The sequence below is a fragment of the Paenibacillus sp. ov031 genome (genome assembly GCF_900143165.1).
GTDB classification, from domain to species: domain Bacteria; phylum Bacillota; class Bacilli; order Paenibacillales; family Paenibacillaceae; genus Paenibacillus; species Paenibacillus marchantiae.
This window is the reverse complement of record NZ_FRDO01000012.1, coordinates 52,669-68,875: the sequence shown is the minus strand read 5'-3', so window position 1 is coordinate 68,875 and position 16,207 is coordinate 52,669. Positions and strand designations below refer to the sequence as shown.

Genomic DNA, 16,207 nt, shown 5'->3' with positions numbered 1-16,207 from the left:
AACTCTCCAATAAAGTATTGAAAAGAGCGATAAGCTCATTTTGAAACTGACGAGATTAAAAATCTCATTTATTTTGCTTTGAAATCATACAGTCCGAAGACGTGTACCGATTTCTCAGCGTCGATCTTGCAAGCAAGATCGTTACTCACTCGTTGTTCAGTTTTCAAAGATCAAACTTGTTTCATTGCCGTGTGTTGTTCACCTCAGCAACTTTTATATCTTATCACATCCGAACCAACTTTGCAAGCTCTTTTTTTAAGTTTCTTTCGAAGCTTATTTCATTCGCTTGCCGCACCGTGTTTCTCGTGTTTTCTTGGCCGGAATTAGAATATACCATGTAGAGATTCGGAACGCAAGCTTTATTTTCAATAAATTATATTTAGTCTCTCGTATAGCTATTCACTTAATGCCGGAGTTATTTAAGATCCCTTCAATCCTTATTAAACACTCTCTTCCCAGAACATGCGGATCACCTTTCCTCCACGGATAATCCGCATGTTCCTTCCGCCCTATCCAATTAGATGTTACTTCACTTTCTCTAAAGGCATCTTTCGCGGCCATAAGCTATAACTGAAGCTGATTATAAAATCGATCCCCAATATAATCCCCCATACTCTTATGAGATTAGAGAATGCCGTAGTACGCTCCGTATCCCCAATCCACCAGATCATCGCGAGCAAGAACAAGCTACCTATGCCCCAAGCCAATAGATGTCTAAGCCATCCCACTCTTTCACGACTAGCATGCTCGCTACCATACACCTTGCTGCTCCGAGGATTATCCCCTCCCTTATACCAGTAAAGGAAATAACGATCAGCCCAAGCGATCATCTGATGACCATAAGCAATACTCACACCTGTATATATAGCTGCAATGCCGTGAACCATATTTGCCGTAGCACCCCGTTGAAGATCCATCACCGTCGCTACCATAAGAAGAACATCCACAATGGGCGTTGCCATTAACAGCGCGACCCCTGTCCGTTTCATCCCAAACAGATAACGCACACTTAGACCTGAAGCGACAAAAACCCAGAAGGCAATCTCACATCCAATAATAAAATAGGCAATCAAACGATTCACTCCTTTTATAATACGAATGTATTAAATATAATTTAACACGTTTGTATTATAATAATCAACAATGATATAATCTTTTTATGCCTAAAATAGTTGATCACGATAAACAACGTCTGCTCGTAGCCGAAGCGGCTTGGCGTGTCATCCGAAGAGATGGCATGGAACAGGCCTCCGTTCGAAATATTGCGGTAGAAGCTGGAATATCGGCCGGGTCTATGCGCCACTACTTTTCAACCCAATCAGAACTACTCCTATACGCAATGAATCTGGTATCCGAACGTGTATCGAATCGAATCACACAGATTTCCTTTGATGCATCTCCTTTGGAGAATATGAAGCTTCTGTTGTTAGAACTCTTGCCAAGTACGGATGAAAAAATGGCCGAAATGGAGGTGTGGTACGCTTTTACAGCCAAGTCCAAGACTGACCCTGTTCTCAAAGAGCATGCCGACAAAGTATATGATGAACTCAGACACGCGATGGCTAAAGTTATCACCTACCTCATGGAACTCAATCTCTGCCGAACAGACATCGACAAGGAACTGGAAATTGAAAGGCTGTACGCACTGGTCGACGGTTTGGGTATTCATGCGATTCTTCGTCCTGACCAGATGAACACCAAGATTATGGAGAACATCCTTACCACACATCTTGCAACGTTATGCCGGGATGCAGAATAACATTCGATCACATAATTAAATACAGCTCAATCCTTCGTACCAGCAAGAAACAAGTAATTGCTTCTATGAAACAAAAAAACCGTCAGGCATTAGTTGTAACTAACCTATTCCATGATAGGGTTAGTCCTAGATGCGTGACGGTTTTTCTTTTTATCCAATAATAATCCGGCCCTCCGGATGGCGATACAGCTTTTTCTCTTTGCGCGGACGAAGCGCGTATGCAATGGTTAGTGGTCCAATACGTCCGATAAACATCGTGAAGGCGATAATCACTTTTCCCCATACCGTTAATTCATGTGTTACTCCCACCGACAGACCTACTGTCCCAATCGCCGAGGCCGCTTCAAACATAAGTGAAAGGAACGGTGCATCCTCTGTGGTAAGTAGTAGCATTACTACAACCATGAATATGATCAAGGAAACCATAATAATCGTCAATGCTCTCATCAGCAAATCTTTCGGAACACGCTGACGGAAAAATACAATATCTTTATTGCCACGAATCATGGCATACACCGCTCCAATCATGATCAGGAACGTTGTCGTCTTGATCCCACCCCCGGTTGATCCCGGAGATGCCCCAATGAACATCAACAGAATGAAGAAGAACTGAGTGGCCTGCCTCATCTCGGTAATATCAATGGTGCTCGTACCCGACGAACGTGTAGAGACCGATTGGAAGAACGAGGCGTATATCTTTTCACTCCAACTTAGAGACGCCAGTGTGTGTCCATTGGTGAACTCAAATACAAACAGTACAATTGCTCCAATACCAATCAGTGCACCTGATACGGACAATACCAGTTTGGACTGCAACGATAAGCGACGGCGCTTGCGGAACTCAAACAAATCATTCAGCACCACAAAGCCGAGTCCACCCGATACAACCAGCACGGAAGCTGTCAGGTTAAACAACCAGTCCCCTGTATAATACTGAAAACTGTTGCCAAACAGATCGAAACCACCATTATTAAATAATGAAACCGAGTGAAACGCCCCATAGTATACCGCCTGCCAAAAGGGCATCTCCGTTGCCCAGCGTAGTGCCAATATAACAGCAGCCACCCCTTCAATGGTAAACGAAAAAATGAGCACTTTGCGGATAATACGTACAATGCCTTCCATACTGTCAGCGTTGATAGCCTCTTTCAGCAGAAGCCTGTCCTTTAGCGAGATACGCTTACCCAATACTAATGCAAACAACGTTGCGATGGTCATGAAGCCAAGTCCACCTAGCTGCATAAGCACCATAATCACGATTTGACCAAACAGGTTGAAAGTCGTCCCTACATCCACAACGACCAGCCCGGTTACACATGCAGCAGAGGTAGAAGTAAAAAGCGCATCAATAAACGCCAAATGCTCGCCGCTTTGATTGGAGATAGGTAACATGAGCAGAATCGTACCGATCATGATAATAAGCATAAAACCACCAACCAGAATCAATGGGGGTGATAGGAATTTAGCAATGTGAAGCCTAAACTTCATGGAGGGCACCTCTTTTAACATAATACAAGCAGGTAGGCGAACAAATTCTGTCACCACACTTTGGTAAGACATGTTGTTTCGACGAATCTGTCACTTCGATGCCTATGTAAACCTAAAGAGGAACTTGCCACCAGCATCATACTGAACGGCAGGTTCCTCTTCTATTATGAACGAGTTAAACGTTCCTTATTTAATCCTGTGTACGAGGACGCATATGCGGGAAGAGCAGTACGTCACGAATAGACGGCGAGTTGGTCAACAACATGATCAGACGGTCAATACCGATCCCCAGTCCACCTGTTGGTGGCATACCATATTCGAGCGCACGGATGAAATCATCATCCATTTCGTGTGCTTCGTCGTTCCCGTGTTCTTTCTCCAGCAATTGTGCCTCAAAGCGCTGACGTTGATCGATTGGATCATTCAGCTCCGTAAATGCATTTGCATGCTCACGTCCAACGATAAACAGCTCGAAGCGGTCCGTGAAACGTGGATCTGAATCGCTCTTCTTCGCCAGCGGAGAAATCTCAACCGGGTGCCCCATAATAAAGGTTGGTTGAATCAATGTCTCTTCTACAAAATGTTCGAAGAATGCATTCAGAATATGACCAAATGTCATATGCTTTTCAACCGGAACTTTATGTTCTTTCGCCAAACGATGAGCTTCCTCGTTCGTCATGTGCACGGAGAAGTCCACGCCTACAACTTCCTTAACCGCGTCTACCATCGTTACACGGCGCCATTGTGGTGTAAGATCCACTTGATAGTCTGCATATTGGATAACTTGCGTACCAAGCACTTCCTGTGCGATGTGAGCAACAAGATTCTCAGTCAAACGCATAATATCCTGATAATCGGCATATGCCTCATAAAGTTCAATCATTGTGAACTCAGGGTTATGACGTGTCGACATCCCTTCATTACGGTATACACGGCCGATCTCATATACTTTCTCCAGACCGCCTACAATCAGACGTTTCAGGTGAAGCTCAATCGCAATCCGCATGTACAATTCCATATCAAGCGCATTATGATGCGTGATGAATGGACGCGCAGCGGCACCACCAGCGATGGTGTGCAGCGTCGGAGTTTCGACTTCCAGATAGCCCAGAGAATCTAGGTAACGGCGCATCGACTGAATGATTTTGGAACGAGTAATGAAGGTCTGCTGCACTTCACGATTCATAATCAGGTCAACATAGCGCTGGCGGTAACGCAGCTCTACATCCGCGAGTCCATGATATTTATCCGGAAGTGGGTAAAGTGACTTGGACAATACTTCGAGATTTTGAACTTTAACCGAAGTTTCACCTGTCTTGGTTTTGAAGATTACCCCAGAGACACCTACAATATCCCCTAAATCGAGCAGGCTGAACGCGGCGTATTTGTCTTCCGGTACAGTATCCTGACGAACATAGATCTGGATTCTGCCGCTCAGGTCCTGAATATGTGCAAAGCTCGCTTTACCCATTCCCCGCTTCGCCATAATCCGTCCGGCAATACTGACTTCGATGTGCTTCTCTTCCAGCTCTTCCTTGGTCAGTTCTTCATACTTCTTCAGAATGGAGCCGGCTTCTTCCGTACGTACGTATTTTTGGCCAAAAGGGTCGATCCCCAATTTGCGGAGCTCGTCCAATTTGTCGCGGCGAATTTGTAAAAGCTCACTTAGTTCGGTTTCGGTTTCCTGATTCAAGACTTCATCCGTCATGATCTATATTCATCTCCTTATTTACATTGCAGGCATCTTCAGAGGTATTCTGCCTCAAATGTTGAAAAAAGCTTCCCTAAGGAAGCTTTTGTCTCCGTACCCGACTGCTTCATTGCTTATATTACTTTTTGATGTCTACAATTTTATATTGAATTACGCCAGCAGGCACACTTACATCAACAACCGTACCTTTTTTCTTGCCCAGAATGGCTTTGCCAACAGGGCTTTCGTTCGATATTTTGTTTTGCAGCGGATTGGACTCCGCAGAACCTACAATCGTATATTCCGTGATATCACCGAATTCCAGATCTTCTACAGTGACTGTTGCACCCACGCTTACAGCTTCGGTATCGATCTCGTCGCTGTTGATAATCCGTGCGTTCCGAAGCAATTTCTCCAACGTAATAACGCGGCCTTCAATGAAAGCCTGTTCGTTCTTCGCGTCTTCGTATTCGGAGTTTTCACTAATATCTCCATACCCGATGGCTACCTTAATCCGTTCAGCCACTTCGCGGCGCTTCACTGATTTCAGCATTTCCAGTTCTTCTTCAAGCTTCTTAAGACCCTCTGGTGTAAGGATAACTTCCTTATCGCTCATCTCAACCGATTCTCCTGTCATGGGAATAATTTGATTGCACGGCAACGGAACCAGTGCTGTTTACAGAGCTCCGCCCGCATACATCTTCAAAACTATATGAAGTTCTCCGGAGAAACAGAACGTTCCTCCTGATGCACTAGCCTTATGACGCACATGGCGAATTTATACTGTGAAATTATAGGGTAACGGTCTCGAAAAGTCAATGTTACGCCCCCTATAGCTGTAAACGTTTTACAGCAGCAGATCAGGATGCATTTTCGGCTACTGCCGGTTCTGACTCCAGATTGCCTTCCATATGCAGCTGGCCTACAAAGTTCTCCAGAATATGCACCATCTCATCACGTTTGGTTTCTTCCATAATAACGTCTTTGATACGGGCAGATCCTTTCAGACCTTTCAGATACCAAGCCAGGTGTTTACGCATCTCTCGAACAGCAACAGCCTCACCCTTCAGTGCAATCAGACGGTCCATATGCAAAATGGCAACCCGAATCTTCTCTTCCCCATTCGGGTCAGGAAGCAGTTCGCCGGAACTCAAGTATTGAATGGTCCGATACAACATCCATGGGTTACCTAGGGCGGCACGACCGATCATAACTCCGTCACAACCCGTTTCATCCAACATACGACGGGCATCTTCCGGTGAAGATACATCTCCGTTCCCGATAACCGGGATGGAGACAGCCTCTTTGACATTTTTGATGTGTGACCAGTCCGCTGTGCCTGTGTAGAGTTGCTCACGTGTACGGCCGTGAACACTTACCGCTTGTCCGCCAGCACGTTCAACCGCAAGTGCATTCTCAACCACGTAGATATGCTCGTTATCCCAGCCGATCCGCATCTTGACTGTAACGGGCTTATCTACAGCGTCCACAACAGCAGATACCATTTCATAAATTTTGTTCGGATCAAGCAACCAGCGTGCACCTGCATCACAGCTCGTCACTTTTGGCACAGGGCATCCCATGTTGATGTCGATGATGTCAGCATTGGTTTCTTTGTCCACAATTTTGGCTGCTTCTACGAGGGCTTGACGATCTCCCCCCCAAATTTGCAGGCTCAGCGGTTTCTCACGCTCATCTACAAATAACATCTCACGTGTACGCTTGTTACCATGCACGATGGCTTTGCCACTAACCATCTCCGCACATACGAGGCCTGTTCCAAATTCTTTTGCGATCAGACGAAAAGCCGGATTACACACGCCAGCCATCGGCGCAAGTACAACCTGGTTTTTCATTACAATGTCACCAATTTTAAGCATGGTAGTCGTTCCACTCCTTTTTAAATCCGACTCTTGCATGAATCCTGGTTGTGTTTTAGTTTGTATAAAATAAACGAATAATGACGATATTTTCTTATTAGTAAAAAGCGACCTTAGTTCCCCTGTAACTCCTCAATGCTGATCGACAGCACCCCGGCAATTAGATTCAGCTCCCGTTCAACTACTTTGCGGTTGCCTCGTTCAATCATACCCAGAATGGCCAGCGATATGCCCGTCTCAGCAGCGAGTTCCTGTTGTGTTAAACCTTTCAGCTTCCGGAAAGCCCGGATTCGATTGGCCAATTGCACGTTTTCCAAAGCTGTATTCCATCCTTTCCATCCAGTACAGACAACGATGATTGTACAAAGGTATACAAACCTGAATGCTCATCTTCGGTTACGATATCAGCCAGTGGCACCAATACAAACGCCCGTTCACCCATCCGTGGATGTGGTAATTGCAGCCGGTCGGTATCACTCGTCTCTCCATCCATCCAAAGCAGATCCAAATCGACTGTACGAGGGCCCCAACGGATATCACGAACCCGCCCAAGCCGTGTTTCAATATCCAGCAGTTCCGTGAGCAGCTGCTCCGGCAAAAGTATAGTCTGTACCGCAGTTGCCATATTCAGAAACGCTGGCTGGTCCACATAACCTACCGGCTCCGTTTCATATAGCGCAGAACAGCGCAAGACAGATATATGAGGATGTGCATCCAGCAACGTTAACGCCTCAAGCAGCGTCTGTTCCCGGTCACCCAAATTAGCCCCTAAAGCAATATAAGCCTCTGAAGATTCAGAGGTCGAATGTGCAATCATGATCGGTTCTCACTTTCTTGTGCGGCGAAGCTCTACAGTTACGCCCCCAAAATGAATATCGAAAGGCGGATGCGGCTTCGTCACCTTGACTGTCAGTGCATTGATAATAGTATAAGTGTCTAGTAAAGAAGATGCAATATGTTCGCCCAAAGCTTCAATTAACTGGAATGATTTATTTTCAACGATCTGTTTGACCAGCTCATGGATCTCCGCATAATTGATGGTTTTGGTTAAATCATCGTTACGCCCAGCCTCACCCAGATCCATATCGATCTCCAAATCAATATAATAACGCGCCCCCAGCTTCCGTTCCTCGGCAAATACGCCGTGATATCCGTAATACTCCATTCGATGCATTACCATTCTATCCATAAGTTCCGCCTGCCCTCTATATATAATGAATTCATGGTTCGATGTTTGTTCTTATTGCAAAACGCTGCGCTTCCACTGCACGGGTCACTTGTCCCGCCAACATCATTTCCTCCGCAAGCCTGGAGATGCATACAACATGGCATCACACATGTCCACTGTGCGCCGAATCGGCTTCACATCATGGACCCGGACCATCTGGCATCCTTGGGCTATGCCAAAAGCAACCGTAGCGGCTGTACCCTCCAGCGCATCATCCGCCTGTACCTGTAAGGTGTTCTGGATGAACCTTTTACGCGAGGTGGCAAGCAGAACGGGATAGCCCATCTCATTGAGCAACCCGAGCGATGACATGAGCACTAGGTTTTCGTTCAGATCTTTCACGAAGCCAATGCCCGGGTCCAGAATAATCTGATCGGGATGTACTCCGGCCTCTAGCGCCATCTGTATACTCTCCTCAAGATTACGGACTACATCAACCAAATAGTTGGTATAGTCTCGTTCTTGCCGGTTGTGCATTAGGATCAGAGGACATCCCAGTTCTGCCGCAGTGCGTGCCATCTCCGGGTCAGCCTTGGCACCCCACACATCATTGATGATGTGCGCTCCAGCCTGAATAGCCTGGCGAGCGACATCCGCTTTATAGGTGTCTACCGATATCGGAATATGTGGAGCCTGCTGCCGCAGTGCTTCAATGACCGGAATGATCCGGCTGAGCTCTTCATCAGCGCCAACGATATCGGAACCTGGACGTGTAGATTCCCCGCCAATATCAATGAGATCCGCGCCATCTTCCATCATCTGAATGGCGTGAGCCACCGCACGCTCCACATTGGTATAACGTCCCCCATCCGAGAAGGAGTCCGGTGTGACATTCAGAATGCCCATAATAAGTGTACGTGTGCCAAGTTTTAGCTCTGCTGGACCCCACGCATAATTCCGTTCATAGATGACTGGTGTAAGTGTCATGAAGTATACCCCGCTTTCTGCCGGTACATACCCAGAAGTACTTCTGTAACCGGGCCTATATGTCCGCTGCTGATTACCGTTTCCGTTCCATCCTCATCCCGCAATGTAGTAACTGGAACGAGTTCAGCAACAGAGCCTGTCAAAAAGATCTCATCTGCCTGTAACAGCTCCCCCCAAGGGAACAATCCTTCCTGGCAAGGTATTCCTTGGTGAACTGCAAGCTCCAGTACAACGGCTCTGGTGATTCCCGGCAAAATGCCAGTCGCAAGTGAAGGCGTGTAGAGTACGCCCTGTCTCACCCAGAACACATTGCTGACAATCCCCTCAGCTATGTAGCCATCTCGAGTTAATTGCAGACCTTCCGCACTTTGTACATGCTGCCCGTATCCGTTCAGTTCCCGTTTCGCCAAAATGCTGTTCATGTAATGCAGCGATTTGAACCGCACTTCTCCTTCAGGCGTGTTACGGGGCGTCGACAGACGTTGAAGCATTTTACCATTTTCATATAGAGATGGAGAGGGTCCAGGTAGTGCTTTTGCCAATACGATATGATTGGGTTTCACATAATCCCCCGAAGGTAGCCCCAGCGGGGCTTCGCCCGCAGATACCGTATATCGCACATAGGCATCCTGGAGTTCGTTAGCAAGCAGCACACTTTTGATCCATTCCGTTACCTCCGCTGCTGTTGCTGTGAAAGGAATGCCCAGTTCACGACACCCTGCAGCCATCCGCTCCAAATGACGTTCCAGCAGAAAAGGAACTCCCTGATACGTTCGAAACGTCTCGAACAATCCGAGTCCGTACAAAAAGCCGTGATCCGTCACCGGAACCACGGCTGCCGCCATATTGACCAATTCTCCGTTTATCGCGGCATATTTCATCTCTATACCTTTACCTGCTGAGACAGGAAGTTACGCAGCATTTGATGACCGTGATCCGTAATGATGGATTCGGGATGGAACTGAACACCTTCAATCGCATATTCCTTGTGACGCAAGCCCATAATCTCGCCTTCCGCAGTCTCGGCCGTAATCTCCAGACAATCTGGCAGACTGCTGCGCTCCACGATCAGAGAGTGATACCGCGTTGCCGTAAAGGGAGATGGTAATCCGGTAAATACGGATGTTCCGTTATGGTGCATCTCCGATGTTTTGCCATGCATCATGCGGTCCGCACGAATAACATTACCTCCGAAAGCCTGTCCAATCGCCTGATGTCCCAGACATACGCCAAAGATCGGAATACTACCCTTGAATTGATCAATGACCGCCAGACTAATGCCTGCCTCATTCGGAGTACAAGGACCGGGTGAGATCAAAATATGATCAGGTGCCAATGCCTCGATGCCTGCCAGATCAATTTCATCGTTACGGCGAACTTCCACCGTCTCCCCCAGTTCACCCAGATATTGAACCAGGTTGTACGTGAAGGAATCATAATTGTCGATAACCAGTATCATATCGTTGTTCCTCCTGTTCTTCCGTCCACACAGGGGACGGCTGCTTGATTATTTTAATTTAACGGCTTCAGCTTCCTCGCTGTAATTCACAGCCCTCATCATGGCTCTTGCTTTGTTCCGGCACTCCTTATATTCCCGATATGGATCGGAGTCAATAACGATACCTGCTCCTGCCTGTACATATCCCACTCCATCTTTAATGGAAAGTGTACGAATGATGATGTTCAATTCCATATTGCCACTGTAGTCCAGCCACCCAATCGATCCTGTATACGGTCCACGACGCACAGGCTCCAGTTCTTCAATGATTTCCATGGTGCGAACTTTGGGTGCACCCGTAATCGTTCCACCTGGGAACGTCGCTGCGATTACATCAAATACGGATAGTCCCTCGGCCAGCGTTCCCTCAACTTGAGACACCAGATGCATAACATGCGAATACTTCTCGATCGTCATCAGTTCAGGCACATGCACTGATCCATAAGCTGCAATTCGTCCGATATCATTCCGCTCCAGATCGACCAGCATAATATGTTCTGCCCGCTCCTTCTCACTGTTCAGCAGCTCAAAGGCCATCAACTCATCTTCGACTTCATCTCGTCCTCTTCGCCGTGTTCCTGCGATCGGACGAGCACTCACCTTGCCATGATCCACTTTGACTAGCAATTCAGGCGAACCGCTCACCAGTTGGAAATCCGGGCTACGCAGCAATCCCATGTAGGGAGAGGGATTTACTAGACGAAGCCATTCATAGATGTGCTCTGCACTGGACTTCAGACGTTTTTCCTGCCGCAAGGACAGATTCACTTGAAACACATCCCCCTGCCGGATATATTCCTGCACTGTGCGTACCGCCTGCTCAAAGTCCTCTTGAGGAAAGGAGGTGTGCCATCCTTCCGTTTCCCGCTCCGAATCCGCTGATTGCGCAGTGAGATGAATGTGGCTATGGCGATGCTCCAATGCCTGCTGCTGCTCTTCCGCCTGGGCAAAGCCCAGAATATGCAGCCATCGCTGCTGCATGGCTGCTGCTCGCTCTTCTGCTTCTGCGTACAGCTTGCGAAGCTGAGCTTCATCCTGATCCGGCTGTACAGTCAGATGAACCATGCAGAACAGCGCCTGCTGTTCATGATCATACGCCCATATTTCTTCAAAACGCATCCACCAATAATCCGGAAGTGCCGGGTTATCTTCTGCCAAGGTTGGCAGCTTTTCCAGGGATCTGGCTACGTCATAGCTTAGATAGCCTGCACATCCACCACCAAAGTCTGGAGCCCCGCTCACCTTTGGTGCCTTGTATGGCGCAGCCCACCTTTTTAATACTTCAAGTGGTTTACCACCGTCCGTTCGGGTACCTCCTTGAATAAGATCATGAATAACAGCTTCGTTGCCCTTGCCGGAGATAACGGATACCGGGTTTAATCCCAGAAAGGTATACCTTCCGCCTTTACCATTCTCCAACACCATTGCATAGGGTGACGCCTGTTGCCAGGCTGCTTCCCACGTTAACGGTAAACCGCCATGATACGGTCCCTTATCCGACTTAATCATATACGGCATCATGGTCCAACCTTTTCCGGCCCACTCTGTCCAGTCGGCGTATGTTGTCATCAGGTGTGTCATTGCGGTTTGCCGCCCTCCATCTGTCACTAGTTCTATTGTCTGATAGTATACTAAAGCGCCGCTGCTTTTAAAAGCATTCAGCAAAAAATCCTCCACACCCGGCATGCGGGCAAGGAGGATTTGTTTCATCACTAGTTAAGCTTAAGCTTCGAAGTTGTAAAGTGGCGTACTGAGGTAACGTTCGCCGTTACTTGGAACGATCACGACAACGCGTTTGCCTGCACCCAACTGTTTAGCCACTTGCAGACCTGCGCGGATGGCTGCACCGGAAGAAATACCGGATAGAATACCTTCTTCCTTCGCTACCTGACGAGCCGTCTCGAACGCATCATCATTCTCGATGTGAATGATCTCGTCATAGATTTCCTGATCAAGAATCTCAGGAATAAAGTTAGCACCGATCCCTTGAATTTTGTGAGGACCCGGTTTGCCACCTGCCAAGATTGGCGAAGCTGCCGGTTCAACGGCAACGATTTTAATCCCAGGGTATGATTCCTTCAATACTTCACCTGTACCTGTAATCGTTCCGCCTGTACCGATTCCTGCAACGAAAGCATCCAACGTACCGCCTACAGATTGAATGGCTTCAACAATCTCAGGGCCAGTCGTTTCACGGTGGATCTTCACGTTAGCTTTATTTTTAAATTGCTCAGCCATGAAATAAGATGGATTTTCCTTAAGCAATTCCTCAGCTTTTTTAACTGCACCATTCATACCTTCGGCTCCCGGTGTGAGCACAAGCTCAGCTCCATAGGCGCGAAGCAGGTTACGACGCTCCATGCTCATCGTTTCCGGCATAACAATAACAGACTTATAGCCTTTGGCTGCAGCCACCATAGCCAGTCCAATTCCTGTGTTACCACTTGTTGCTTCGATAATGGTATCACCCGGTTTCAGCTTGCCTTCTTTTTCCGCTTCTTCCACGATGCTAATCGCGATACGGTCTTTGACGCTTGAACCTGGATTCTGGTATTCCAGTTTCACGAATACTTCAGCACTGCCTTCAGGTACGATACGGTTCAGACGAACAAGCGGAGTACCTCCGATAAGTTCTGTTACGTTATTAACTACTTTAGCCATATGAATGCCCTCCTTAGTGGGATGAATACTACTTAAGTCCTGTTGCCATATACATGTGTGGCCGAGCAGCCTCTAGATGTTATAGAAGAACTTCGGAAATCCGCCTGAGTTCATTCCGTCTGCAATAAATCGGACAGAACCTGGGTTTTCGAAGATTTCTTTGTTCATATAAATGGTTTTATTCCGAGTAAATGAGTAGGTTTTTGATTATTTTTATCTTATCAACGTTACACCCTATTGTCAATATGAGTACTCAAAAAAATACTCCGCCCTGGGCCCTAAGGCCGTAGACAGAGTATTTTTATCAAGATGCAGTAGGACATTCGTTTGCAGGATAATCAGGATGCCGGAATTTCAGCGATGATGACAGCTTCATACTTGCTTCGCAGCCTTTCCTCCACCTGGGGCAGGGGATCAGCCTGGCTGAGAGCAAGCTGCATCCGAATTTCTTCGCGAACCTCTTCTGCAGGTTGCACCTGACGCTCTTGTTTGTCATTCATTTTAATGATGGCGTATCCTTCTTCCACCTTCACCGGCCCTGCAATATCGCCAACGTCCAGTTGAGCTGCAAGTTTGAGGATCGCTTCGGACTGAAACGGATCGTTCTGCTCAACCCATCCCAGACGACCACCCGCATCACGGGAGTAAGTGTCCGTCGATTCATTACGCGCAGTTTCTTCAAAGTCTGCTCCCTTGTCGAGCGCATCCAGGACTGATTCAGCCTGTTCCTCTTCCTTCAATACAATGATAGACAGATCATATTTTTCTGGGGAAACATAGTCTTCATGGTGTTCGTTCCAATAATGCTCAATATCTGCATCCTTGATCTGTATACCGCTCGTCGCGATTTTCTCAAGCAGAAGTCGGTATCCTGCCTCCAACTCAAGATCTTGCCTGGATAAACCCAGTTGGGACTGCGTCTCGTCAAAATATGCCTTCTCCGAATCATATCCATCCATGGCCGCGGCAAGTTCCTTCGCAATTTCTTTGGGAGTCACCGTCAGATTACGATCGAGCGCTTCTGCATATACAGCTTTACGATTGAGCATCTGAAGCAGCAATTCACTGCCATAGCGCCGTTTCAATGCCTCGGTCCATTCCTTGTCGGTGATGACCTCCCCATTGATCGTTGCTACCGCATTTCCCTCTTCTTGATTGGTATCCTGAGGCGAATCTGCTCCTTCACGTCCATTTCGTAAGCCTTGCACAACCATAACCGAACCCATCACCAGCATTCCAAGCGTCAAGACAATTACAGCCGTCCATAACCCTTTTTCCTGTCTTGTCATTCCGCGTCCCGTCCCCGCATAAAATCAGTTCTTGGCTTGCTCTAGGATGGTTTCAAGTTGTTCCTTGTTGAAATCGTAAGCCTCATTGCAGAATTGGCAGACCACTTCAGCCTGGCCTTCTTCCTCAATCAATTGTTCCATTTCGGATTGACCCAGACTGATCAACGTTTTCTCTACCCGCTCACGTGAACACTCACAGTGGAAATGAATATCCATTTCGTCCATGACCTGTACATCAGGCAGTACGCGACGAAGCAGTGCTTCCAGTTCAAGCCCCTCAGCCAACAGAGACGTCACTGGCGGCATTGTACCAATGGCATTTTCAATCACCGTAATCTCATCATCCATCAAACCTGGAAGCAACTGTACAATGAATCCACCGGCTACAATAACCGAATTATCGGTATCCACTAGTACACCAACGCCTACAGCAGAAGGCGTCTGCTCCGATTTGGCAAAATAGTACGTAAAGTCTTCGCCAAGTTCCCCTGAAATAATCGGCACACTGCCGCGATAAGGCTCTTTCAGCCCCAAATCCTTCGTTACGTTCACGAATCCCTCTGTTCCGACTGCGCCAGCAACGTCCAGTTTGCCCATACTGTTGCTCGGCAGATGTACATGCGGATTGCTTACATAGCCACGAACTTCACCCTTCGCATTAGCATCGGCAACAATCTGTCCAATGGGGCCGTCGCCTTTGACTTGAATTGTCAGCTTCTCTTCTCCCTTAAGCATAGCCCCCATAATGGATGCTGCTGTAACCGTACGCCCCATAGCTGCTGTAGCCGTGGGAAACGTATCATGTCTTCTGCGCAATTCCTCAACCAGTTCCGTCGTTTGAACAGCAAAGGCCCTAACCCGTCCGTTCATTGCTGTACCGCGAATTAACCGGTCTTGTTTGTTGTTGTTTTCCAAGTCATTCAGCCTCCTTTGGCGTAATCGCCAGTTATAGAAAAAACGGCATAACATATAAGACTGTAACCTCAGCCCGCTGTTTGCCGTCTCTGTTCTTACCTTTCCCGGTTCCGCTCATAAACGATACGCAGCCCTTCAAGCGTAAGCAGCGGATCCACTTCATCGATGCTGCGTGTTTCTTCTGCAATCAGCTTGGCAAGGCCTCCGGTTGCAATGACTCTAGGCTTGGCTCCCATTTCCTCGCGAATACGCTCCACAATGCCGTCCACCTGTCCTGCATAACCAAATATAATGCCGGCCTGCATCGCATGAATGGTGTTGCGACCAATGACTTTCTTGGGCTTCTCCAATTCAATACGAGGTAGCTTGGACGCTCGTTCATAGAGTGCTTCGGTTGCAATATGGATGCCGGGTACGATAGCCCCGCCCAGATAATTTCCTTTCTCGTCAATACAGTCAAATGTAGTCGCTGTACCAAAATCGACCACAACGAGAGGGCCGCCATACTTCTCAACGGCTGCTACTGCATTAACAATGCGATCCGCGCCAACTTCACGAGGATTCTCATACCGCAGGTTCAGGCCGGTTCGAATACCAGGCCCAACGAGTAGCGGTTTTTTGCCTACGTATTTCTCACACATGGCTTCAATCACATTCACCAGTGGTGGAACCACGGATGAGATGATCACACCTTCAATGTCGCGTGTTGAAATCCCCGACATATGAAATAAATTATAAATCAATACGCCGTATTCATCCACTGTCGACTGACGGGATGTACTCAGGCGAAAATGGTGGAGCAACTCCCGGCCTTGATACACGCCGAGTACGATATTGCTGTTGCCCACGTCTACCACAAGAATCAAAGAGGT

The 16,207-nt window shown here is 47.5% G+C and carries 17 protein-coding genes; 1 reads left to right on the top strand and 16 read right to left on the bottom strand.

What is annotated here, in order from left to right; genetic code table 11:
- Nucleotides 1–524: 524 nt before the first annotated feature.
- Complete coding sequence (locus tag BUA17_RS29560) at nucleotides 525–1,082, bottom strand: hypothetical protein (protein WP_348537091.1); 558 nt, start codon at nucleotides 1,080–1,082, stop codon at nucleotides 525–527.
- Nucleotides 1,083–1,159: 77 nt separating this feature from the next.
- On the opposite strand from BUA17_RS29560, the gene BUA17_RS29555 reads away from it, so the two are divergent.
- Nucleotides 1,160–1,759: a TetR/AcrR family transcriptional regulator gene (locus BUA17_RS29555; protein ID WP_063568393.1), complete on the top strand. Its 600-nt coding sequence runs from the start codon at nucleotides 1,160–1,162 to the stop codon at nucleotides 1,757–1,759.
- Between the two features lie 150 nt (nucleotides 1,760–1,909).
- Here the strand turns inward: BUA17_RS29555 and BUA17_RS29550 are convergent, their stop codons facing one another.
- The 15 genes from BUA17_RS29550 to BUA17_RS29480 all read right to left on the bottom strand — a co-directional run bounded on the left by BUA17_RS29550 (nucleotide 1,910) and on the right by BUA17_RS29480 (nucleotide 16,201).
- On the bottom strand, nucleotides 1,910–3,247 hold the full coding sequence (locus BUA17_RS29550; RefSeq protein WP_063568394.1) for a TrkH family potassium uptake protein: 1,338 nt from the start codon (nucleotides 3,245–3,247) through the stop codon (nucleotides 1,910–1,912).
- Between the two features lie 190 nt (nucleotides 3,248–3,437).
- The gene (gene lysS, locus BUA17_RS29545; RefSeq protein ID WP_072735838.1) at nucleotides 3,438–4,955 is read right to left on the bottom strand and encodes a lysine--tRNA ligase; all 1,518 of its coding nucleotides are present in this window, start codon (nucleotides 4,953–4,955) and stop codon (nucleotides 3,438–3,440) included.
- 121 nt (nucleotides 4,956–5,076) lie between these two features.
- A complete protein-coding gene (greA, locus tag BUA17_RS29540) occupies nucleotides 5,077–5,553 on the bottom strand; it encodes a transcription elongation factor GreA (protein WP_053778901.1) in 477 nt (158 codons plus the stop codon).
- A 244-nt stretch (nucleotides 5,554–5,797) separates the two neighbouring features.
- Nucleotides 5,798–6,817 carry a tRNA dihydrouridine synthase DusB gene (gene dusB, locus BUA17_RS29535; protein ID WP_072735837.1) on the bottom strand — a complete coding sequence of 340 codons (1,020 nt, stop codon included), beginning with the start codon at nucleotides 6,815–6,817 and terminating at the stop codon, nucleotides 5,798–5,800.
- 113 nt (nucleotides 6,818–6,930) lie between these two features.
- Complete coding sequence (locus BUA17_RS29530) at nucleotides 6,931–7,134, bottom strand: helix-turn-helix domain-containing protein (protein ID WP_063568397.1); 204 nt, start codon at nucleotides 7,132–7,134, stop codon at nucleotides 6,931–6,933.
- A complete protein-coding gene (folK, locus tag BUA17_RS29525; protein WP_072735836.1) occupies nucleotides 7,086–7,634 on the bottom strand; it encodes a 2-amino-4-hydroxy-6-hydroxymethyldihydropteridine diphosphokinase in 549 nt (182 codons plus the stop codon). Before folK ends, BUA17_RS29530 begins: the two co-directional genes overlap by 49 nt.
- Nucleotides 7,635–7,643: 9 nt before the next feature.
- Nucleotides 7,644–8,006, bottom strand: a complete 363-nt coding sequence (gene folB / locus BUA17_RS29520) for a dihydroneopterin aldolase (protein WP_053778905.1) — start codon at nucleotides 8,004–8,006, stop codon at nucleotides 7,644–7,646.
- Nucleotides 8,007–8,108: 102 nt separating this feature from the next.
- A complete protein-coding gene (gene folP / locus BUA17_RS29515; RefSeq protein WP_072735835.1) occupies nucleotides 8,109–8,972 on the bottom strand; it encodes a dihydropteroate synthase in 864 nt (287 codons plus the stop codon).
- On the bottom strand, nucleotides 8,969–9,853 hold the full coding sequence (locus tag BUA17_RS29510) for an aminotransferase class IV (RefSeq protein WP_072735834.1): 885 nt from the start codon (nucleotides 9,851–9,853) through the stop codon (nucleotides 8,969–8,971). Before BUA17_RS29510 ends, folP begins: the two co-directional genes overlap by 4 nt.
- 2 nt (nucleotides 9,854–9,855) lie before the next feature.
- The gene (gene pabA, locus BUA17_RS29505) at nucleotides 9,856–10,431 is read right to left on the bottom strand and encodes an aminodeoxychorismate/anthranilate synthase component II (protein WP_063567564.1); all 576 of its coding nucleotides are present in this window, start codon (nucleotides 10,429–10,431) and stop codon (nucleotides 9,856–9,858) included.
- 48 nt (nucleotides 10,432–10,479) lie between these two features.
- Entirely contained in the window at nucleotides 10,480–12,051 is a 1,572-nt protein-coding gene (locus BUA17_RS29500) for an anthranilate synthase component I family protein (RefSeq protein WP_072735841.1), read from the bottom strand.
- A gap of 141 nt (nucleotides 12,052–12,192) precedes the next feature.
- On the bottom strand, nucleotides 12,193–13,131 hold the full coding sequence (gene cysK, locus BUA17_RS29495; protein ID WP_063567563.1) for a cysteine synthase A: 939 nt from the start codon (nucleotides 13,129–13,131) through the stop codon (nucleotides 12,193–12,195).
- A 338-nt stretch (nucleotides 13,132–13,469) separates the two neighbouring features.
- Entirely contained in the window at nucleotides 13,470–14,420 is a 951-nt protein-coding gene (locus BUA17_RS29490; RefSeq protein WP_072735833.1) for a peptidyl-prolyl cis-trans isomerase, read from the bottom strand.
- Between the two features lie 24 nt (nucleotides 14,421–14,444).
- Entirely contained in the window at nucleotides 14,445–15,335 is an 891-nt protein-coding gene (hslO, locus tag BUA17_RS29485; RefSeq protein ID WP_072735832.1) for an Hsp33 family molecular chaperone HslO, read from the bottom strand.
- Between the two features lie 95 nt (nucleotides 15,336–15,430).
- The gene (locus BUA17_RS29480) at nucleotides 15,431–16,201 is read right to left on the bottom strand and encodes a type III pantothenate kinase (protein WP_072735831.1); all 771 of its coding nucleotides are present in this window, start codon (nucleotides 16,199–16,201) and stop codon (nucleotides 15,431–15,433) included.
- Nucleotides 16,202–16,207: the final 6 nt, after the last annotated feature.